Here is a 19,693-nt window from a genome sequence, read left to right as displayed (position 1 = left end):
CTGTCGGCAACGTTATCCGCACCAGAATCCAAGTTGTCCAGCCATGTTGGGAGACTGCGCGAGCGACGGCATCCGATCGGTGCAGGTTCCAGCGATTTAACAGAGTTCAAAATAGTCGTATTCGAAGTGCGGATTCCGTTGTACCGTGGACGTTCGTCCCTCGATCGCAGGGAGGCCACGTGAACGATTCGGGAACATGCCGCCGCTACCGTCCCGACCCGCTGCAGGTCCGGGTGACCGAGTGCTGGGGACGGGCGGACGCGCACGCCGACCTTGCGGCGAACACGCTCGTGCTGACGGTGCGCGGCGAGATCGATGCAACCAACGGCGCCCAACTCGCTGACTACGTCGAACGACATGCCGCGCTTGCGCCCTCGCTCGTCGTGGACACGCGCGCCGTCGACTTCTTCGGCACGGCGGGCGTGGCGGCTCTGCGCCGGATCGACCACCGGCTTGGCTGTAATGGCGTCCGTTGGAGTCTGGTCGTGGGAGCAGCGGTGCGCAAAGTGCTGCGGGTGTGCGGTGCCGAGGATCTGCCGCAGACCACCGGTGCTTCCCGCATACTCGCCCAACCGGAGCCGACTTGGACTCTCGCGTCCAATTGACGGGTTACAGTTGAGCAATGCCGCCGCCATCAGCCGGCGCGTCGCGGCCGAAGCTGACTTCGCGCGGCGCCGCCACCCGTAGTCGGATCGTGCTTTCCGCAGCCGAACTGATGCATGTGCGGGGTGTCGCCGCCACGACCATCGACGAGGTGCTCGCCGCCAGTGCCACGAGCAAGTCGCAGTTCTATCAACACTTCGCCGACAAGACGGAGTTGGTATACGAAGTCATCACGCTGCGGGCCGACGAGATCCTGTCGTGGCAACGGATGCGCCTGGAGAAGGTGGATTCCTTTCGCGGGCTTTACCTGTGGCGTGACGCGATGGTGCAGCGTTGTTCACTGCGCAGCGGACTCTGGGGATGTGAACTCGGATCGCTGGCGGCAGAACTTTCGGACACCGACGACAAGGCCCGCATTTCGCTGGCGGAGCACTTCGCCGAATGGCGGGGACTGTTCGCAGCCGCGCTGGAACGGATGCGCGACGCCGGTGTTCTGAAGGTCGACGTCGATGCGCCCGCGCTGGCCACCGGCCTACTCGCGGCGGTCGAAGGTGGCTATCTGCTCTCGCAGACCGCGCACGATCCACGACTCATGCAGACCGCGCTGAACTCTGCGATCGAGCATGTCAAGTCGTTCGTGCCGGACGGAGCCGAGCTGGCCGACTGATCGGCTCAAGAACGGATGGGGCGGGCCAGTCGAATGACTGACCCGCCCCGTCCGTTTCTCGGTTTAGTTGTCGCCGGGGATGGCGGTGGGTGCCGGCGGCGCCTTCACGGGCGGGGTGAACAGGTTGCCACCGGTGGGGTTGATGCTCTTCTCGGTGGGTGAGACCGACGGCGCCGTGGTCGACGTGCTCGGTGTGGTGCTGGCTGGGCCGGATTCGCCACCGCCACAAGCGGTCAACGCTCCCGCCAAGATGGCGGCAGAGATGCCAACGGTCGCGGCGACGCGGCGGGTCAGCCGACGATTCTTCATCATTCAGTCCTATCTATGGCTTCGGGAAAGCTGAGAACACGCAAACTGAACTATATCGTCCATAAATGGTTTGAGTCAAGGTGAGTAGTGATATACCGGCCAGGCCCGAATGCGTCGGAAACCCGCTGTTAATTCGGTGTTCCGCGCGGTTTGAGGCCGGTGATGAAAGCTCGGCCCGCTTCGGATCGGGGCCGGGGGTCGGACCATGTAGTCCACCCGTTAGGAAAGACTTGTCGAGCCACCGGTGAACCGCCGCAGGAACTGCCGGGTCCGGTCCTGTTGCGGGTGGGCCAAAACCTGTTCAGCAGGACCGGATTCGACGATGCGGCCGCCGTCGAGGAAGCACACCGTGTCGGCCACCTCTCGGGCGAAGGCCATTTCGTGGGTGGCCATCACGATGGTGCGGCCCGAGCTGGCCAGTTCGCCGACGAGGGCCAGCACCTCGCCGACCAGTTCAGGGTCAAGCGCGCTGGTGATCTCGTCGAGCAACAACAACCGGGGTTCGTAGGCCAACGCGCGTGCGATGGCCACCCGCTGCTGTTGCCCGCCCGACAGCTTGTCCGGATAGGCGTCGGCCTTGTCGGGCAGCCCGACCCGGGCCAAGAGTTCGCGGCCGCGCTCCTCGGCGTCGCGGCGGGTCGAGCCGTGCACCACCCGTGGCGCCAGTGCGACGTTGGCGAGCGCGGTCATGTGCGGAAACAGGTTGAACGACTGGAACACCATGCCCATCGCCTGGCGCGCTTCGTCGGCATCGATGCGGGGGTCGCTGATGTCGCGACCGTCGAGCAGGATCTGGCCGTCGTCGATGTCCTCGAGCAGGTCGATGCACCGCAGCAGGGTCGACTTTCCCGACCCCGACGCGCCGATCAGCACCACCACGTCGTGCTCGTCGACGTCGAGAGAGACTCCGTCGAGCACGGGCCGGTCGTGATAGGCCTTGACCAACCCGCGCACCGACAGCACCGGCACCGTGGCCGTCACAACGCCCCCTGTCGCAACGCCGCCCGCCTGGCCGCCCAGTCGGCGAGTCGCGCCGAGGGCACAGCCAGCGCGACGAACAACAATCCGGCGACGACGTACGGAGTGAAGTTGTACGTGGTGGCGGACTGGATCTGTGCGGCCCGTACCGCGTCGACGGCGCCGAGCACCGAGATCAGTCCGCAGTCCTTCTGCAGGGCGACGAAGTCGTTGAGTAGCGCCGGCGTCACCCGGCGGGTTGCCTGGGGCAGCACCACCAGTTGCATGGTGCGTCGATGGTTGAGCCCCAACGACTTCGCGGCGGCCAGCTGTGACGGGTGAACCGACTCGATGCCCGCCCGGAAGACCTCGGCGACGTAGGCCGAGTAGATCAACACCAGCGCAAGACCGCCGAGTAGCACCGGGTTCGTCGGCATCCCCGCCAGTCGTAGGCCTGGCAGCCCGAAGCCGACGAGGTACAGGCAAATCAACAGTGGCAGTCCGCGAAACAGGTCGACGTACCCGGTTGCCAACGCCCGCAACGGAAACCACACCGGGCCGCGCAGCGTCCGCAACGCCGCCAGTCCGAGCCCGAAGACGAGTACCAGAACCTGGCAGACGACCAGCACCCGGACGTTCAGCCACAACCCCTCCAACAGCGCAGGCAGGCTTTCGGCGCCGATGCGCAGATTGAAGAACGAGTCGCGGACCCGCGGCCAGCCCGGCGCCGACGTCACCGCGAACAGCAGCACGGCGGCGAACACCACGGTCGACACCAAGGCCACCAACGTGGATCGACGGGCCTGGGCCTGTCGGTAGGCCACCCGGTCGATGGCCGCCGTGGTCACGAAAGGACCGGTGCGTTACCAGCGCCGGTGAGCCACTCCTGCTGCAGCTTGAAGAGATCGCCGTTGTCGCCGAGTTCGTCGACGGCCTTGGACACGCACGCCGTGAGCGGGCTGCCCTTGTCCAGCACGATGCCGAACTGCTCGGACTTCTCGTCGGCGGCGGGCAACTGGCCGACGATGACCCCGTCGGTCAGTTCGGCCTGTACCGCGAAGGCAGTGGGCAGATCCAGCACCAGCCCATCGATCTGACCGTTGGACAGCGCGGCCTTGGCGTCGTCGTTGTTGTTGAAGACGGCGACATTTGGGTCGATTGCCTTGGCGGCCGTGTAGCTGGTGGTACCCACCTGGGCGCCGAGCTTGAGCCCCTTGAGCCCGTCGAGGGTCTTGACCTCCGCCGCAGGCGATGCCTTCACCGCGACGACCGCCTGCGTCACGTTGAAGTAGGGCGAGGAGAAGTCGACGGCCTGTTTGCGCTCGTCGGTGATCGAGAACTCATTGAGGTTGGCGTCGAACGTCTTTGGGCCCGGCGCGATGGCCGCGTTGAACGGCACCCGCACCCACTTCACGTCGTCCCTGGCGTATCCGAGCTTGTCGGCGACGGCGTAGGCCACCGCGGATTCGAAGCCCTTTCCGTTGGCGGGGTCGTCGTCGATGAACCATGGCGGGTAAGCCGGCTGATCGGTTCCGAACGTGATGGTGCCCATCGCCAAGGTGGTCAGGGAGTCCTTGCTGCACGTCTGCGCGGCCGGTGGGGCCGACGACGTGTCGTCGGCGGGGGCACAGCCGAGCACGGCCAGCCCGACGACGGCCAGCAGGGATACGAACCTCGAGACGTTGCGCATGGGCGGCATCATCGCGCACCTGACCTGGTGGCGCCAAGGTTCTGCTCAGGATGACTGGCAGGCGCGAAGCGACGGGCGTGGCCGAACGCAGCCAATTCTTGGGATCGGTAGTCGTCAGCGCCGCCTGTACTTGCTTGCAGGACGAGGCCAACGAGGCCACGCGCTACGAAGGGAAACTTGGAAATGAGCATCGTGCCAGCCCGCATCGAGGAGCAGGTCAAGCGCGTCGATCGCACCCGGAGCCTGATCATCGGAATCTCCGGCGCCGTCACCGCACTTTGGTGCGTCTACCGCGTGTTCTGGGCGATCTACCTGGCGGCAACGCTGTCCGGCATCGGATGGTCCCCGGTGTCGGCGGTCTTCTCCATCGTGCTGTGGGGCGTGATCGGCGTCGTCGCCGGGTTCTCGGCCTTCGTCTTCCTCACCCGGTACGCCAAGCACCCCTGAACTGACCCGTCGCGGAAGTCGCCCAGGTCCGGGTTCGCCACCCGGCCTGGGCATTTCGGCGTGCGGTCGCCTGCGGTTAGGCGGGTGGGGCGAAGAATTCGAGTGCGCAACCGTCGGGGTCGCGGAAACTCAGGCCCGAACCGTATGCGGCGTCGACGATTCCGCTGTGTTCGATGCCGAGCTCGTCGAGTCGGCCGACCCATTTCTCCAAGTCTTCGCGCGATGCGCAACCAAAGGCAACGTGGTCCAAGCCGACGCGAAATTCGCTGAATCGTTCGGCGGGGGCGGGCTGGGTGTGCTGATGCAGACCCAACAGCGTGTCGTTGTCGAGCGGAAAGACGACGTGCCTGTAGCCGGCCTCGGTGTCCTCATCGATCACCGGGTCAGCGCCGATCAGCGTGCGGTACCAGGGCGCACTGACGGCGAGGTCGCGAACGGTGATCGCGACGTGGGTGAGGGCGGGAAAGGCGGGCATGTGAACATCCTTGTTCGTCGTATCGGACGACGATGACACGTTTGCCAGCGCGAAGTGGTTCAACCACCAGATCGGTCGACCGATGGTTTGGCGCGCGACGACGCCTACAGCTCGACGATGGTGCCCGCCGTCGGGTCGACCTTCCCGTCGAGCAGTTCGAGATAGGCCCGCTGGATGTCGTCCTCGCCCGAGACGCGTTCGACGCGAAGCCACTGCGATGCCCACTGGGCGAACGGAGCCCACGCATCGGCGACCTTCTGGTCAAGGCTCGCGGTGCCCCAGTCGGCGCCGCGCTTCTTGATGCGGTCGGGTGCGAAGAAGAAGACGGGCCTGGGCCCCTCGAGGTCGCCTGCCCCCTGGCCCATCTCGGTCCAGTGAGTCATGCCGACGGCGGAGCTGTGGGCGAGCCGGTCGCCATAGTGAGCGTGCACGTCGGTGCGGACCGCGGCGTCACCCGAGACGTCGACGTACACGGCTCGCTCACCAGGAAGCCGCGTCACGTCGTCGTACAGCTCGACTGAGTCATAGACGCCGAGGCCCTCGACGAACTTGCGGTTGCCCGCGGAGGTCAGCCCCACGATCGCGACGCCCTCGCGCTTGGCGAGCAGGTACGCGGCGATGATCGACGTCTTCGACGACGCACTGGAGATGACGATCGTGTCCGCACCGAAGAACTGTTCGTCGGCAAGGAAGTCGTCGATGAGGAAAGAGGTGAAGAAGAGCGGAAAGAAGATGATGTGCTCGGCTTCGTGGTCGGCGGAGTAGACGGGATCGGTCGCGACGTCTCGGTAGCCCTGATAGGCGGACGGCAGCGGCAACCGGTGCGGCGCGGCGTCGACGAAGCCCTTCTCGTTGATTCGGTCGGGGACGACCAGCAGGTGGCTGGCGCAGGGGAGATAGCCGTACACCCGGGTGCCCTGTGCGAGGTCGGGGTGTCGGGATTCCTCGACGTGCGCGTAACCCCAGACGTTCAACTTGCCCCAGTCCGGGTCCGAGGCCGGGAAGAAGCTCCAGTAGTTCATCGTGTCGCCGAACACGGCGTAGGTGATGTTGTTCGAGGTCAGTCCGAACGACTCGATCCGAAGCAGCGCCTGTCCGTCGGCCGGCTGCGGCGGGTCGCCATCGACGAAGCGGCTGTCGTGTAGGTCCTTGCGATTCAGCTCGAAGTCCACGCATCCAGCCTAGGCACCGAGCGCGTCTCGACGGGCGTGATCCGACCAGAGCTACGTGGTGGTGGTAAGGCGGACGGCGCCTATGTGATTCGTCCGGGCCGCCTCGACGAACTCCTCGGTCGTGGGGATGCGCTGATCGCGGAACTTCAAACCCATCATCCGCTGCGCGACCTTGACCCCATAGCCCTCGGCGACACGTCGGGACAGCTCGCCGACGGTCGTCGGATCCTCGATCAGTTCGCCCTGCATCGTTTTCGTCTTGCCGTCGTGCAACACCTCGGCAGCGGCGCCACCGCGGAAGTTCAGCCGCCACGCCGCACCGGCAAGGGCGTAGAGCTCTCCGTCGAGCTGGTGGGCGCTGACGGGGACCGAATAGCGGCGCCCGCTCTTGCGCCCGGTGAAGCTCAGCACCATCATCGCCTTGCGCATGGGGCCCATGATGGGTGTGCGCAGCAGGACTCGCAGCGCCGGGTTGATGGCTCGCAGCATCGCCTCTGGGGGATGGGCGACGAAGACCGCAGGTGACTGATCCGTCATTACCTCACCGTAGAACCGATCGGAGCGCGCGCACAGCGAAACGATCGGAGCCGCGGCCTGCACTCCGCGGCCGTACGTCGACACGTCGCGCGACGGCTGCGAGCGCATTCAGGCCGCGGCTGCGCCCGCGCAGAATGGCGCCCGTCGTCAAGCCACAGACGAAGCCCACGGTGAAGTACGCCCGTGCGCGTCGTTTCTTGCGCCGCGCAAGGGCCGATCCGAGGTATCCGGATACCGAGGCGAGCGCAGCGACGACGAGCAAAAGCGCCATCACATGCGTCGGCCCTATCGCCCACATGTCGCACCCTCCGGGCCATCGTCTGCAAGGGCCGCGTGCCGATCAAACCACCGGCTGTACCGAACGGGAACTGCTGGAAGGTGTTTCGTGACCAAACCGAGCGCGAAGCGTTAGCGTCGCGCGGACTAGTCCCGATTCTGAACGTGTTTGACGACCCACTGGGCGGCCAGCTTCACCAGTCCGGACTCCGGGTAGCGGACGTGTGCGTTGAAATCCTTTCCCAGAGAACAAATCGGGTCGGCGGTGTTGCACAGATCCGCCGTGCGTGCACCGAAGTCCGGGCTCATCCGTGTCAGCGGCTGCCCGATCCGCGCCGAGGGGTTGCCGAACACGACGACGGCCGCGACGTGAGGGACGACGGCGGCGGGCAACGGCGCCGTGTACCCGAGGCCCGCGATCGGCGACGTTGCGACGACGTCCATGACGGCAGCACCCTGTGAATAGCCACCGAGCACGATCTTGGTGTCCGGGCACTTGGCCGCCGTGGACTGCACCCGCTTGCTCGCATCGGTGGCACCCGCACCAACTTCGAGGAAGTCGTAGGACGCCGGGTACTCGACCGCATACGTGCCGATCGACATGTCCTTGACCATGGGGCGCAGCGTGTCCACGAGGGCCTGGCCGACCCGGCCGATGCCAGGAGCCTCGTCGGTGCCGCGGGCGAAGACGACCTCGATGTCGGAGCACTTCGGAGCGGCGGACGCGGCAGGCATGCCAAACGTCGTCACGGCGACCGACGCGATGGTCGCCGACATGACGGCGGCGGGGACGGCCCGACGCGCGCGTCGAATCGTGCTGTCGACGGCCACGGTCTCTCCTCGAACCTGGAGTCTCTGCTGAGCGGTTGGACAACGGTGTACCCAATTGTCACTCAATTCACTCTAATAACAAAGAGCAGGTCGCGCCGTCAGTGTGCGGCGTCGAACTCGATCGGTAGCGCGGCGGGGCCACACATTCCCGTCAGCGGCTTCCATGGCACCGGTCCGCTGACGCGGGCGTTCGGCATGCGGCGCGTGAGCACGGTCAATGCCTCGGCGAGTTCGATTCTGGCGAGGTGCACTCCGAGGCAGTAGTGCATGCCACCGCCGAAGGTCAGCATGGCCGGCGGGGAGGTGCGGGTGATGTCGAGCCGGTCGGGATCGTCGTAGGCGGCGGGGTCGCGGTTGGCCGAAGCCGTGTTGACGAGGACGAGGGTGCCCGCCGGGATGCTCAGCCCGCCGAGTTCGACGTCGTCGACGGGGGTGCGCATGGTGGCGAAGGCGATCGGGGAGTGGCGCATCGTCTCCTCGACCGCTTTCTGCGCAAGGTCGGGTTGCCGGGCCAGGAGCGCCCACTGGTCGGGATGCTCGATGAGCACGTGCGCCGACGCGGCCAATTGGTTTCGGGTGGTGTCGGTTCCGGCGATCAACAGGCCAGACACCAACATGAGCAGTTCGTCGTGGGTGAGCCGATCTCCGTCGTCCTCGGCGCGGATCAGGTCCGAGATCAGGTCGTCGGTGAGCGCATTGCGTCGTTCGGCAACCATGTCGTCGATGTACGCGTCGAGCTCGTCCCAGGCGCGCAGGATGACGGGGGTATCTTCGGCGGCGTTCCAGAAGAAGGCCTTCAGGACGTCATCGGCCCAGCTGGAGAACAGTTGCCAGTCCTGCCGGGGTGCGCCGAGCAGCGCGCAGATGATCGGGATCGGATACTGCGTCGCGACGTCCGCGACCAGGTCGCAACGGCCGGTGGTCACCAGTGGATCGACCAGTTCGGTGATCACGTCGACGACGGTCGCGCGGAGCCGTTCCGCGGCCTTGGGTGTGAACACCTTGGCGACGAGCCGGCGGAGCCGGTTGTGATCGGCCCCGTCGAGACTCAAGAGGCTGTTGGCCGTCCGGTCCCAGAGCGGTCCCGACGTGATGCCTTGTGCGGCCAGGGCGAATCCGCGTGGAACCCGAAACGTGGAGTCGCGCAGTACTTCGCGCACCAGGTCGTAGGTGAGTAGCTCGGGTCCGTGCGGGCCCAGCGCGATCGGAGACTGCCGTCGTGCCTGCGCGATGCGGGCGTGTGCCTCCTGGGGAACCTGCGCGTTTTGATACTCGAGGGAAGGTAGGCCGGCCTCGAATACGTTGGGCCGGCCGGGCCGCTCGATCGCGATCGTCATCATCAATCTCCTCGTCTTTTCGACGATGTCCGAGGACTTTCAAGATCGATCGAACGCCGCTGCCGAGGAGCCGGACAGCGTAGTCGACTACTCGAGTCGCCCAGCGGGTCGACATTCACCCGGCACGTGCCATTGATGAGGCAGAATCGCGCAGGTGACGACACCGCCGCAGGGGCCCGGCCAGCCTGGCTGGCGCGGCAGGGTGCCTCCGCCCGACCCGGCGACGCAGCGGATTCCGCGCCCCCCGCAGCAGCCGCCGGACGCTCCGACCGAGCAGCTGCGCGCGCCCCGCCCATCCGCAGGCGCGGCGCCCACCGAGCGGATTCGTCGAGCGTCCCCGCCTCCGCCTCCGCCGCCCCCGCCTCCGCCGCCCCCGCCGAGCCCCCCTCCTCGGGTTCCGCCGGCGCCCGTCGCCCCGCCTCCCAAGGCCAAGAAGGGGCGTGGCTTCCTCAACCCACGGTCGCTCATCCTGATCGCGGTCATCGTCGTCGCCCTGGTGGCCGGTGGCTTGGCAGGCGCGGAGCTCTACGCGCGGCATCGCGCGGACGCCATCCTGGTCGAGGTCGCCGAATGCGTCGTCAAGGACGGCGCCACCATCTCCTTCGGAGTGAACCCGCCCTTCCTGTGGCAGCACATCACCGGCGACTACACCAACATCACGGTCACCACCGAGGGCGACCGCGTCCAGGATGCGACGGGCATGACGGCCGACGTGACGCTCGAGGACGTGCGGCTGCAGGAGACCGACGACTCCAAGGGCACCATCGGAACGCTCAACGCGACGCTGAGCTGGAAGTCCGCAGGCATCAAGGACACCGTGGCCGCCAACCTTCCGGGGGTGGGCAGCTTGATCACCGGTGTCAGTACCGACCCCGACGCGGGCACCATCCTGCTGGAGGCGGGCAGCAACAGCGTCACGGCCAAACCGGTCGTCACCGACGGCGACCTCAACCTGGAAGTGCTTGAGGTCAACGGCCCGCTGCCGAAGGACACGATCCAGTCGGCGCTGAACGACCTCACCAAGAAGCTGAACGACAACTACCCGCTCGGCATCCACGCCGACAGCGTCGAGGTGACGGCGACCGGCGTCGTCGGCAAGTTCTCCAGCCAGAACGCGTCGATTCCCAAGGCGGACGCGAACCCCTGCTTCGCGCGCCTCTAGGTTTGCGTTCATGCGTCGTCCGCAATTGCCGACCGATGTTCATGCAGCCTCGTTATCGTCGATCCGTGCATCTGGAGGAGCTTGAATGGTTCGTCGTCCTCGCTGAGACCGAACACGTCACCGAGGCGGCCGCTGAGTTGGGAGTCAGTCAGCCGGCCTTGTCCCGCGCCCTGGCTCGATTCGAACACCAGGCGGGTGCCCAACTGTTCGACCGAGTGAGTCGACGGCTCCGGCTGAACGCCTACGGGCAGATAATGCTGGAACACGCCAGGCGAAGCGTCGCCGAAATGCGTTCCGCCACTGAGCGGATCGCTGCGCTGCGTGATCCAGATTCGGGAAGGGTCCGGCTGGCGTTCCTACATTCCTTGGCGAGTTGGTATGTCCCGGAACAGCTTCGGCGGTTCCGCCAATCGGTGCCCGGTATCCGATTCGACTTGTTCCAAGGTCCGGCTCACGAGATCGTCGAACGGGTACTGGCCGGCCGGGCCGACATCGGCATCACGTCGCCGCGCCCCGAGGCGCCCGGCTTCGTCTGGCGCCGGCTCTACGCCGAGCGACTGTGCCTTGCGGTTCCGCGTGGGCACCGGCTGGCCGCGCGCAGTCGCGTGCGACTGTCCGCCGCGCAGCGCGAGCCCTTCGTTGCGTTGGAGAAGCCGTTCGGGTTGCGGCAGTTGACCGATCAATTGTGGGCCGAGGAGGGCATCGCTCCCGAGATCGTGTTCGAAGCGACCGAGATTCCCACGATGGAGGGGCTGGTGGCCGCCGGGTTCGGCGTTGCGGTCGTCCCCGTCCCACGTGAGGGTGGCGACCCCAAGGTCGTGCATGTCCCGCTGTCCAACGTCGGAGCCAAACGTGAAGTGGGCCTGGTGTGGGAGCGGGATCGGGTGCTTCCGCCGCCCGCGCTCCGATTCGCCACGTTTCTCGACGATGCGTGACGGTGTCCCCGACGCAGTGCTGCAATGATGCGTGCTGCACATGACAGACGATCCAATGATGCATTGGACACATTGATGTTCGACTCCTAGCGTCGCCTGGGTGTCAATCGATCGGGCAGCGTCACCGGTGTGGGTTGGACACACCCGTGGCTCGGCCGAATACGGTCGGCTGCTCGCGGCGTTGTTCTGTGCCGGGGTGGCGACGTTCGCCCAGCTCTACTCGCCGCAGGCCGTCCTGCCACTGATCGCCGCCGATTTGCGCGTCGGGGCGGCGGATGCAGCGCTCATGGTCTCGGCGTCCACCGTTGGGCTGGCCGTCGGCGTAATCCCGTGGTCCACACTCGCGGACCGGATCGGCCGCGTGAGGGCCATCTCGCTGTCGGTCACGATCGCCACGGCCGTCGGCCTGCTCGTGCCGTTCGCGCCCACCTTCGAATTGCTGCTCACCGGACGCTTCCTCGAAGGGTTGGTCGTCGGAGGCGTGCCTGCGATCGCGGTCGCGTATCTGTCGGAGGAGATCGATCCCCGGCACGCCGCTCGGGCCGCGGGCACGTTCGTCGCAGGAACGACGATCGGCGGACTCATGGGTCGGCTGGTGTCGAGTCCGGTGGCCGAGGTCGTTGGATGGCGCCTGGGTGTCTTTACGGTCGCCGTGCTGTGCGCTGCGGCCGCGTTGAGCTTCGTCAAGCTCGCCCCGAGGCCGCGCGGGTTCACTCCGTCGAGTCGGTCGGGACACCCCGAAGGCAGTCTCGGGCACCGGCTGATGGCGAACCTACGTTCGCCTCGGCAGCTCGCGCTGTTCGCTCAGGCCTTCCTGCTGATGGGCGGGTTCGTCGCGATGTACAACTTCCTGGGCTTCCGGCTGATGCAGGCGCCGTTCTATCTGTCGCCGTTCGTCGTCAGCCTGGTGTTCCTGGCCTACCTCGCCGGAACGTGGACCTCGTCGCGCGCGGGTGCGGAGGCCTCGCGCTTCGGGCGCAAGCCGGTGCTGCTGGTGTCCATCGCCGTCATGATCGCGGGCGTCGCGATTACGTTGAGCGACAACGTGTTCGCGGTACTCGCGGGTCTGGTGATCGCCACCGCCGGGTTCTTCGGCGCCCACTCGATCGCGTCGGGGTGGACTGGTCAGTCGGCTCCGGCAGGCAAGGCGCAGGCTTCGTCGCTGTACAACCTGTTCTACTACGGCGGATCGAGCGCCGTCGGTTGGTTCGGTGGCGTGGCCTTCGACGGCGGTGGCTGGACCGCCGTCGCGGGGACGATTCTGGCGCTGGCCGTCATCGCCGCCGCTGCCGCGGTGTTGTTCCTGCCGAAGAACTAGAGGATGTCGATGATGTCGTTCTTCAGCGCCTCGGCCTGCGTCCCGAACACCGCCTGGACGCTGTTGCCGATCTCGATGACGCCGGCCGCACCGAGGCTCTTCAGCCGGTCTTGATCCACCTTGTCCTTGTCGGCGACCTCCATGCGCAACCGCGTGATGCAGGCGTCGACGTTCACCAGGTTCTCGCGGCCGCCGAACGCCGCAATGATCTGTTCGGCCTTGCTGTCGGTGAGCGTTGCGGTCGCCGCACCTGCTCCACCTGTCGTCACCGCGGTGGCCGATCCGGCGCCCTCGCCGAGATTCGCCTGCTCCTCGGCCTCGAACTCGTCGTCCGGCTCCCGTCCGGGGGTGCGCATGTTCCACTTCTTGATCGCGAACCGGAACAGCAGGTAGTAGACGATGAAGAACACGACGCCCATGCCGATGAGCAGCGGGATGTTCTTCGCCGCTGGCGCGCCGCCCCACAGGATGAGGTCGATCAGCCCGGCGGAGAACGAGAAGCCTAGGTGTATGTCGAGCAGGTAGGCGATCGCCAAGGACAGACCCGTCAACAGCGCGTGGATCACGTACAGCGGGAACGCGACGAACATGAACGCGAATTCCAGTGGCTCGGTCACGCCGGTGAGGAACGCGGTCAGCGCCGCCGCCGACAGGATGCCGACCGCGATCTTGCGCTGCTTCTTGTTCGCCACGTGGATCATGGCCAGCGCGGCGGCTGGCAGCCCGAACATCAGGATCGGGTAGAACCCGGACGTCAGGAGCCCGGCGGACGGATCGCCTGCGGCGAAACGGGTGAGTTCGCCGGTGACGACCTTGCCGCCCTCCGGGGGTTGGTAGTCGCCGTAGAGGAACCAGATGTAGGAGTTGGGGATGTGGTGCAGGCCCAGCGGAATCAGCATGCGGTTGGCGAATCCGTAGACGAACGCCCCCAACGCACCCGAACCGCCGATGAACTTGCCGAGGCCGGTCAGCCCGGCGTCGAAGATTGGATAGAAGTAGCTCATCGCGAACCCGAGGAACAGACAGGCCACCGATACCACGATCGGGACGAAGCGCCTGCCTCCGAAGAATCCGAGGTAGGACGGCAACTGAATGGTGTGATAGCGATCGAAGAGCCACGCGGTGAGCAGGCCGACGAAGATGCCGGCGAGCACGCTGTAGTTGATCAGGGCCTGGTCGCCGTTCTTGTCGACCTCACCGGCAAGCACGATCGGCGACATGGTCTTGAACACCGCTTGAACCACCAGATAGCCCACCACGGCGGCCAGTGCGGTCGAACCGTCGGCCTTCTTGGCGAATCCGATGGCGACGCCGACTGCGAAGAGCAGGGGGAGGTTGGCGAACACCGCGTCGCCGGCAGCGCTCATCGCCTGGAAGAACGGGCCGATGACCGGAGTCTTGATGCTGCCGAGCATGTCGGGCTGACCCAGCCGGAGCAGGATTCCCGCTGCGGGTAGCACCGCAATCGGCAGCATGAGGCTCTTGCCGAGCCGTTGCAATTGTGCGAAGCCAGGTATCCGCATGCCCGACTTCTTCGGTGTTTCTTCAGGTTTCGTCGTGCTGCTCATCTATCCAACCTCCTCTGCGACAAATGTCGCCGCTGCCGAAGCTGAGCGGAAGCCTAGACGAGAACCTACGAACCCGAGACCTTCTTTCCCACACGCTCGTATTGTTGGTGCGTGAGCAAGACGCCAGTTCTCGCCCCCGTCGCGGGGCGTGCGGTACCGCTTCAGGACGTCCCCGACCCGGTCTTCGCCCAGGGCATGGTGGGTTACGGTGCCGCCGTCGACCCCCCGCGGGAGGTCATCGAGGCGGTCGCTCCGGTCAGCGGCAAGCTGTTGAAGTTGATGCCGCACGCCTACATCGTGATGACGCCCGACAACGTGGGAGTGCTGGTCCACCTGGGGCTGGACACCGTCGCGTTGAAGGGCGAAGGCTTCACAAGCCACGTCAGCCAGGGCGACGAGGTCACCGCGGGTCAGCTCGTCATCACCTACGACGTGCCCGCCATCGTGGCCAAGGGGCTCAATCCCGTTGTGCCCGTTGTGGTCATGGACGAGCGTGAATCCGGGAACGTCGTTCCGTCCGAGGCCGTCCACGCCGGCGTGGACATCGCTTCCGGGGCAAGCCTTTTCACGGCCACCAAGTAGCATGGAGGTCATCGTCGGTGGGGACGCCGAAGAGCTCGGCCGCATCGCCGCCGACGCCATCGGTGCCCTGCTGGCCCGAAAACCGACCGCGGTCCTCGGCCTTGCGACCGGATCGTCGCCGCTGGCGATCTACGACGAGCTGGCCAGACGCTGCGAGGCCGGGCTGATCTCGTTCCGGCAGGCGCGAGGATTCACGCTCGATGAATACGTCGGGTTGCCCGCCGATCATCCCGAGCGGTACCGAACGGTCATCGACAAGGTATTCGTGTCACGGGTCGACTTCGCTCCCCGCGCGGTCCAGGGCCCCGACGGCCTGGCGGGCGACATCCCGGCCGCATGTGCGGCCTATGAGCACTCGATACACGAAGCGGGCGGCGTCGATCTGCAGATCCTGGGAATCGGCACCGACGGGCACGTGGCGTTCAACGAGCCCGGCTCCTCCCTGGCCTCCCGAACCCGGATCAAGACGCTGACGAGGCAGACCCGGATCGACAATGCCCGCTTCTTCGGCGGCGACGTCGAATCGGTTCCCACGCACTGCCTGACCCAGGGACTCGCGACCATCATGGAGGCCAGGCACTTGGTGCTGGTGGCAACGGGTCGCGGCAAGGCCGAAGCGGTGCACCACCTGGTCGAGGGCCCGGTGAGCGCACTGTGGCCTGCGACCGTCCTGCAGCTTCACCCGCACGTCACGGTGCTGCTCGACGATGCGGCTGCGCGCAGGCTCCAGCTCGTCGACTACTACCGCGAGACGTACCGCTCGAAGCCGGAATGGCAGGGCATCTGAGTGCTGCTGACCGCGGACACGCTGCTCACGGGGCGAGAACTGTTGCGGCCCGGATGGATTGACGTGTCCGACGGCACCGTGAGCGCGGTCGGTGCGGGCAGTCCGCCGAGACCCGCTGACCGCGAGCTCGGTCCGGTGACGGTGGTGCCGGGTTTCGTCGACACGCATCTGCACGGTGGGGGAGGTGCGAACTTCTCCGCCGGATCAACCGCCGAGACGTCCACCGCGGTGGCGTTGCACCGCAGGCACGGCACCACCACGCTCGTCGCTTCTCTGGTGACGGCGGCTCCCGCCGAATTGCTGCGCCAGGTCGGGGAATTGGCCGATCACGTGCGTGGTGGGGAGCTCGACGGGATCCATCTAGAAGGACCCTGGCTGTCGGTGAAGCGGTGCGGGGCTCACCAGCCGGCGCTGATGCGCGACCCGGACCCTGCTGAAATCGACCGTGTGCTCGAAGCCGGCGGCGGAGCCGTCCGCATGGTCACCATCGCGCCGGAACGCGACGGCGCGCTCGCCGCGATCGCACGAATGGTCGACGCGGGTGTCGTCGTGGCGGTCGGCCACACCGAGGCGACCTACGAGCAGACGCGGTCGGCGATTGCGGCGGGCGCGACGGTCGGTACCCACCTGTTCAATGCGATGCGTCCGATCGATCGTCGGGAGCCCGGTCCGATCATCGCGCTGTTGGAAGATCCGTCGGTAACCGTCGAATTGATCACCGACGGGGTGCACGTCGCTCCCGCGATCTACCGGCACGTCTCGGCGGCCGCCGGACCCGACCGGGTGTCGCTGGTGACCGATGCGATGGCGGCCACGGGGATGGCCGACGGGGTCTATCACCTGGGTCCACTGGCGGTGGACGTGGTCGGCGGGGTCGCGCGCGTGTCGGGCACCGACACCGTCGCCGGCAGCACCGCGACCATGGACCAGGTGTTCAGATTCGCCGTCGCCCACAGCGGACTGCCCCTTGACGAGGCCTTGATGCTGGCGGTGCGCCAGGCCTCGCTCAATCCGGCTCGGGCGTTGGCGCTGTCCGACGCCGGCCTGGTTCCCGGTGCGAAAGCCGATCTGGTGGTTTTGGATTCAGCCCTCGTCGTAAGGGGTGTGTTGCGCCGGGGGTCCTGGGTGGTCGACCCAGTCAGCGCGTCAGGCCCTCGACGATGAAGCGGGTGGTCTGTTCGGCGCGCTTGCGTCGATACGTTCGGCCATCGGAGAGGATCGGGTAGACCACCCCGCCGACGATCGCGTCCGTCGCAGACATCGCAGTGGCCTCGTCGATGCCGTCGGCCAGCAGTCGGGCGTGGACGCCTTCCCGTAGCGGCGTGGCGAATCCGTCGCGCAGCCTCGTCGCCGTGTCCTCGTGCTCCATGGTGGCGACCGTCAGGATGCGCAGCATCGCCGAACCGCGTTCGGTGGTCAACGTCGCGGCGAGCTTGCTGGCCCACCGGACGAGGTCGGCGACGAGATCGTCGGTGTGCGCGACCGACCCGACGATCTTGTCGGCGTCCTCGAGCAGGACGTCGGCGACCAGGGCGGGCCTGCTGGGCCACCAGCGGTAGATGGTCTGCTTCCCGACGCCTGCGCGGGCAGCGACCGCCTCGATGCTCAGCCCGTCGAAACCACGCGCGAGCAGCAGTTCGCGCGTCGCGGTGACGATGGCGACGCGCGACTTCTCGCTGCGTCGCCGCGGTGCCGTGACGGGGCTAACCATGTGCGCATCCTCACTTGCCGGTGCGTCTGACAACCCGTAGTCTGCCACAAGACGAGACGGTCCGTCTTGTCTACGACGTGAAAGGTCTTGACGGTGCCCATCGGACTCTCCCCCGAGCAGGGTCAGCTGGAGGATGCAGTCGCTCGCTTCGCGTCGCGGCACGCCGCCGTCGCCGACACGCGGAAGTCCTTCGGCGCCTTGGCCAACGGGGACCTCCCGACGTGGTGGGACGAGCTGATCGCGCAGGGTTTCCACGCCGTCCATCTGCCAGAGTCCGTCGGTGGGCAGGGCGGTCAACTGATCGACGCGGCCTGTGTGCTCGCCACCGCGGCCACCGCACTGCTGCCGGGACCGTTGCTGCCGACCGTGATCGCCGGCGCGATCGCCCTACGCGCCGACGACAATCCGGCCGCCAAGGCGCTCTTGACCGAGCTCGCCGCCGGGCGCGCCGCCACGGTCGTGCTGCCCGGGCAGGGCGACCTGCGGGCCACCGCATCCGAACGAGGATGGCGTGTCAGCGGACACTCGGGCGACGTGCTCGGGGCCCGTTCGGCGGGCCTGGTGCTGACGGCGGCACGCGCCGACGACGGCGGCACGGTGTGGTTCGTCGTCGATCTGACTGCCGCTGCGGCGTCGGTCGAGGCGCGCGAGGGCACCGACCTGACCGTCGACGTCGGAGTCCTGCGCCTCGATGACCACGTCGTATCGGATGCGCTGGTACTCAACGGCATTGACGACGATGCGGCGTGGGACGTCGCCGTCGCGCTGACCGCGTGCGCTTCCGCTGGGACGCTCCGGTGGGCCGTGGATGCGGTCACCACCCACCTTGGCACCCGCGAACAGTTCGGCAAGCTCATCGGCACTTTCCAAGCACTTCAGCACGAAGCGGCGATGCTCCTGGTCAATGGCGAACTGGCCACCGCCGCGGCGTGGGATGCGGTGCGCGCCATCGACGAAGCCCCGCCGCAACGGAGCCTGGCGGCCGCCGGAGCCGCCATCATCGCCGTCACGCCCGCCCCCGAGCTCCTGCTCGACGCGCTGACGATGTTCGGCGCCATCGGATACACCTGGGAACACGACGTGCATCTGTACTGGCGGCGCGCCACCAGCCTCGCCGCGTCGATGGGCCCAGTCACCCGCTGGTCGCGGCGACTCGGTGAGCTGGGTCGCGCCCACGTGCGCGACATGACGGTGAAACTCGGTGCGGCGGAAGCGGATTTCCGCGCTCACGTCGCCGCGGTGCTGGACGAGGCGCTCGAACTCCGCAACGACACGCCGAGCCCACTCGGGGACTACGACCACCTGGCCACCGGCCCTCAGCGCACGCTCATCGCCGAGGCTGGACTCATCGCGCCGCACTGGCCGCCGCCATGGGGCGTAGCTGCGACTCCACTGCAACAGCTGATCATCGACGACGAGTTCGCCAAACGGCCCGAGCTGGTACGGCCGTCACTCAACATCGCCGAGTGGATCCTCCCGACGCTGCTCAGCGCCGCCCCGGAAGACCTTCAGCAGCAACTGATTCCGCCGACGCAACGAGGCGAGCTGCTCTGGTGCCAGCTGTTCAGCGAACCAGGCGCCGGATCGGACCTCGCGGCGTTGAGCACGCGAGCGGTGAAGGTCGACGGGGGGTGGCGAATCAATGGTCACAAGATCTGGACGTCGTCCGCGCAGTACGCCGACTACGGAGCACTACTGGCCAGAACGGACAGCAACGCCCCGAAGCACCAGGGCATCGGCTACTTCATCATCGACATGCGCGCCGACGGCGTGGAGATCCAGCCGATCAGGACTGCGGATGGCGACCCGCACTTCAACGAGGTCTTTCTCGTCGACGTGTTCGTGCCCGACCGAATGCTGCTCGGTGAACCCACCGCCGGTTGGAGTCTGGCCATCGCCACCATGGCCCAGGAGCGCGTGGCGATCGGTGGTTACGTGAACATCGACAGGGCGGGCGCCCTGCGGCAGCTCGCCACGCAGGCGGGGCCAGATCAGGACGCCGTGGTGCGCGCGCTTGGCGAACTCGACGCGTACTCCAACGCGATCAAGGCGCTCGGGGTGCGCGAGACCATCAGGCTGCTCGACGGTCAGAGCGCCGGGCCCGCCTCCAGCATCGCCAAGGTGGCCACCAGCATCATGCTGCGACGCACGTTCAAGGCCACCCTCGAGCTGGCGGGCCCGCTTGCCGTGGTCGAGCGGTCCGAGCCCGCGGTCGTCGAACCCTACCTGCGGCTGCCCGCCGAACTGATCGGCGGCGGCACCCGGCAGATCCAGCTCAACATCATCGCCCAGATGATCATGGGCCTACCGCGCAAGTGACCAGCGAGAG

21 protein-coding genes are annotated in these 19,693 nt (G+C 66.9%); 10 read left to right on the top strand and 11 right to left on the bottom strand.

Annotated features, from left to right (window positions below; all coding sequences use genetic code 11):
- The first annotated feature begins 179 nt into the window (after positions 1-179).
- Complete coding sequence (locus SLQ33_RS29105) at positions 180-605, top strand: STAS domain-containing protein (protein WP_319457392.1); 426 nt, start codon at positions 180-182, stop codon at positions 603-605.
- A 17-nt stretch (positions 606-622) separates the two neighbouring features.
- Positions 623-1,270 (top strand): TetR/AcrR family transcriptional regulator, encoded by a 648-nt coding sequence (locus tag SLQ33_RS29100; protein WP_319457391.1) that lies wholly within the window; start codon positions 623-625, stop codon positions 1,268-1,270.
- Between the two features lie 63 nt (positions 1,271-1,333).
- On the opposite strand, the gene SLQ33_RS29095 is transcribed toward SLQ33_RS29100, so the two are convergent.
- The 4 genes from SLQ33_RS29095 to SLQ33_RS29080 form a co-directional block, all read right to left on the bottom strand.
- On the bottom strand, positions 1,334-1,579 hold the full coding sequence (locus SLQ33_RS29095; RefSeq protein WP_319457390.1) for a hypothetical protein: 246 nt from the start codon (positions 1,577-1,579) through the stop codon (positions 1,334-1,336).
- A gap of 219 nt (positions 1,580-1,798) precedes the next feature.
- Positions 1,799-2,560 (bottom strand): amino acid ABC transporter ATP-binding protein, encoded by a 762-nt coding sequence (locus SLQ33_RS29090; protein WP_319457389.1) that lies wholly within the window; start codon positions 2,558-2,560, stop codon positions 1,799-1,801.
- Entirely contained in the window at positions 2,557-3,384 is an 828-nt protein-coding gene (locus tag SLQ33_RS29085; RefSeq protein WP_319457388.1) for an amino acid ABC transporter permease, read from the bottom strand. Before SLQ33_RS29085 ends, SLQ33_RS29090 begins: the two co-directional genes overlap by 4 nt.
- Complete coding sequence (locus SLQ33_RS29080; protein WP_319457387.1) at positions 3,381-4,226, bottom strand: ABC transporter substrate-binding protein; 846 nt, start codon at positions 4,224-4,226, stop codon at positions 3,381-3,383. The genes SLQ33_RS29085 and SLQ33_RS29080 overlap by 4 nt, the downstream gene beginning before the upstream one ends.
- Positions 4,227-4,409: 183 nt before the next feature.
- On the opposite strand from SLQ33_RS29080, the gene SLQ33_RS29075 reads away from it, so the two are divergent.
- Positions 4,410-4,673 (top strand): hypothetical protein, encoded by a 264-nt coding sequence (locus SLQ33_RS29075; RefSeq protein ID WP_319457386.1) that lies wholly within the window; start codon positions 4,410-4,412, stop codon positions 4,671-4,673.
- 76 nt (positions 4,674-4,749) lie between these two features.
- Here SLQ33_RS29075 and SLQ33_RS29070 read toward each other — a convergent pair whose 3' ends face one another.
- From SLQ33_RS29070 to SLQ33_RS29050, 5 genes are all read right to left on the bottom strand, one after another.
- Complete coding sequence (locus SLQ33_RS29070; protein ID WP_319457385.1) at positions 4,750-5,148, bottom strand: VOC family protein; 399 nt, start codon at positions 5,146-5,148, stop codon at positions 4,750-4,752.
- A 104-nt stretch (positions 5,149-5,252) separates the two neighbouring features.
- Positions 5,253-6,320 carry a DUF2855 family protein gene (locus SLQ33_RS29065; protein WP_319457384.1) on the bottom strand — a complete coding sequence of 356 codons (1,068 nt, stop codon included), beginning with the start codon at positions 6,318-6,320 and terminating at the stop codon, positions 5,253-5,255.
- Positions 6,321-6,371: 51 nt separating this feature from the next.
- Positions 6,372-6,857: a hypothetical protein gene (locus SLQ33_RS29060; RefSeq protein WP_319457383.1), complete on the bottom strand. Its 486-nt coding sequence runs from the start codon at positions 6,855-6,857 to the stop codon at positions 6,372-6,374.
- Positions 6,858-7,280: 423 nt separating this feature from the next.
- Positions 7,281-7,964 carry a cutinase family protein gene (locus SLQ33_RS29055; protein ID WP_413467729.1) on the bottom strand — a complete coding sequence of 228 codons (684 nt, stop codon included), beginning with the start codon at positions 7,962-7,964 and terminating at the stop codon, positions 7,281-7,283.
- A 98-nt stretch (positions 7,965-8,062) separates the two neighbouring features.
- A complete protein-coding gene (locus SLQ33_RS29050) occupies positions 8,063-9,301 on the bottom strand; it encodes a cytochrome P450 (protein ID WP_319457382.1) in 1,239 nt (412 codons plus the stop codon).
- 154 nt (positions 9,302-9,455) lie between these two features.
- Between SLQ33_RS29050 and SLQ33_RS29045 the strand changes: the two genes are divergently transcribed.
- The 3 genes from SLQ33_RS29045 (at position 9,456) to SLQ33_RS29035 (ending at position 12,716) form a co-directional block, all read left to right on the top strand.
- A complete protein-coding gene (locus SLQ33_RS29045) occupies positions 9,456-10,463 on the top strand; it encodes a DUF2993 domain-containing protein (protein ID WP_319457381.1) in 1,008 nt (335 codons plus the stop codon).
- Between the two features lie 65 nt (positions 10,464-10,528).
- Positions 10,529-11,398 (top strand): LysR family transcriptional regulator, encoded by an 870-nt coding sequence (locus SLQ33_RS29040; protein WP_319457380.1) that lies wholly within the window; start codon positions 10,529-10,531, stop codon positions 11,396-11,398.
- Between the two features lie 100 nt (positions 11,399-11,498).
- A complete protein-coding gene (locus SLQ33_RS29035; RefSeq protein WP_319457379.1) occupies positions 11,499-12,716 on the top strand; it encodes an MFS transporter in 1,218 nt (405 codons plus the stop codon).
- Here SLQ33_RS29035 and SLQ33_RS29030 read toward each other — a convergent pair.
- Positions 12,713-14,284, bottom strand: coding sequence for a PTS transporter subunit EIIC (locus SLQ33_RS29030; protein WP_319457378.1), 1,572 nt, complete (start codon positions 14,282-14,284; stop codon positions 12,713-12,715). The two genes, SLQ33_RS29035 and SLQ33_RS29030, sit on opposite strands and share 4 nt — an antisense overlap.
- Positions 14,285-14,395: 111 nt before the next feature.
- Here SLQ33_RS29030 and SLQ33_RS29025 point away from each other — a divergent pair, with 111 nt between their 5' ends.
- The 3 genes from SLQ33_RS29025 to nagA are packed head-to-tail and all read left to right on the top strand — an operon-like array spanning position 14,396 to position 16,817.
- Positions 14,396-14,866 carry a PTS glucose transporter subunit IIA gene (locus SLQ33_RS29025; RefSeq protein ID WP_319457377.1) on the top strand — a complete coding sequence of 157 codons (471 nt, stop codon included), beginning with the start codon at positions 14,396-14,398 and terminating at the stop codon, positions 14,864-14,866.
- A gap of 1 nt (position 14,867) precedes the next feature.
- Entirely contained in the window at positions 14,868-15,653 is a 786-nt protein-coding gene (nagB, locus tag SLQ33_RS29020; RefSeq protein WP_319457376.1) for a glucosamine-6-phosphate deaminase, read from the top strand.
- On the top strand, positions 15,654-16,817 hold the full coding sequence (gene nagA, locus SLQ33_RS29015; RefSeq protein WP_319457375.1) for an N-acetylglucosamine-6-phosphate deacetylase: 1,164 nt from the start codon (positions 15,654-15,656) through the stop codon (positions 16,815-16,817).
- Here the strand turns inward: nagA and SLQ33_RS29010 are convergent.
- Entirely contained in the window at positions 16,792-17,364 is a 573-nt protein-coding gene (locus tag SLQ33_RS29010) for a TetR/AcrR family transcriptional regulator (protein WP_319457374.1), read from the bottom strand. The two genes, nagA and SLQ33_RS29010, sit on opposite strands and share 26 nt — an antisense overlap.
- Before the next feature lie 93 nt (positions 17,365-17,457).
- On the opposite strand from SLQ33_RS29010, the gene SLQ33_RS29005 reads away from it, so the two are divergent.
- Positions 17,458-19,683 (top strand): acyl-CoA dehydrogenase, encoded by a 2,226-nt coding sequence (locus SLQ33_RS29005; protein WP_319457373.1) that lies wholly within the window; start codon positions 17,458-17,460, stop codon positions 19,681-19,683.
- Positions 19,684-19,693: the final 10 nt, after the last annotated feature.

The organism is Mycobacterium sp. RTGN6, from assembly GCF_033804605.1.
GTDB lineage: Bacteria > Actinomycetota > Actinomycetes > Mycobacteriales > Mycobacteriaceae > Mycobacterium.
The sequence above is the reverse complement of the archived record's forward strand: the minus strand, read 5'-3'. Positions and strand labels throughout refer to the sequence as shown.

Bases quoted from the DNA above. Each gene is read 5' to 3' on its own strand.
- SLQ33_RS29100 (WP_319457391.1), top strand. From the start codon at position 623: ATGCCGCCGCCATCAGCCGGCGCGTCGCGGCCGAAGCTGACTTCGCGC.
- SLQ33_RS29095 (WP_319457390.1), bottom strand. From the start codon at position 1,579: ATGAAGAATCGTCGGCTGACCCGCCGCGTCGCCGCGACCGTTGGCATC.
- SLQ33_RS29080 (WP_319457387.1), bottom strand. From the start codon at position 4,226: ATGCGCAACGTCTCGAGGTTCGTATCCCTGCTGGCCGTCGTCGGGCTG.
- SLQ33_RS29075 (WP_319457386.1), top strand. From the start codon at position 4,410: ATGAGCATCGTGCCAGCCCGCATCGAGGAGCAGGTCAAGCGCGTCGAT.
- SLQ33_RS29070 (WP_319457385.1), bottom strand. From the start codon at position 5,148: ATGCCCGCCTTTCCCGCCCTCACCCACGTCGCGATCACCGTTCGCGAC.
- SLQ33_RS29060 (WP_319457383.1), bottom strand. From the start codon at position 6,857: ATGACGGATCAGTCACCTGCGGTCTTCGTCGCCCATCCCCCAGAGGCG.
- SLQ33_RS29050 (WP_319457382.1), bottom strand. From the start codon at position 9,301: ATGACGATCGCGATCGAGCGGCCCGGCCGGCCCAACGTATTCGAGGCC.
- SLQ33_RS29030 (WP_319457378.1), bottom strand. From the start codon at position 14,284: ATGAGCAGCACGACGAAACCTGAAGAAACACCGAAGAAGTCGGGCATG.
- nagB (WP_319457376.1), top strand. From the start codon at position 14,868: ATGGAGGTCATCGTCGGTGGGGACGCCGAAGAGCTCGGCCGCATCGCC.
- SLQ33_RS29010 (WP_319457374.1), bottom strand. From the start codon at position 17,364: ATGGTTAGCCCCGTCACGGCACCGCGGCGACGCAGCGAGAAGTCGCGC.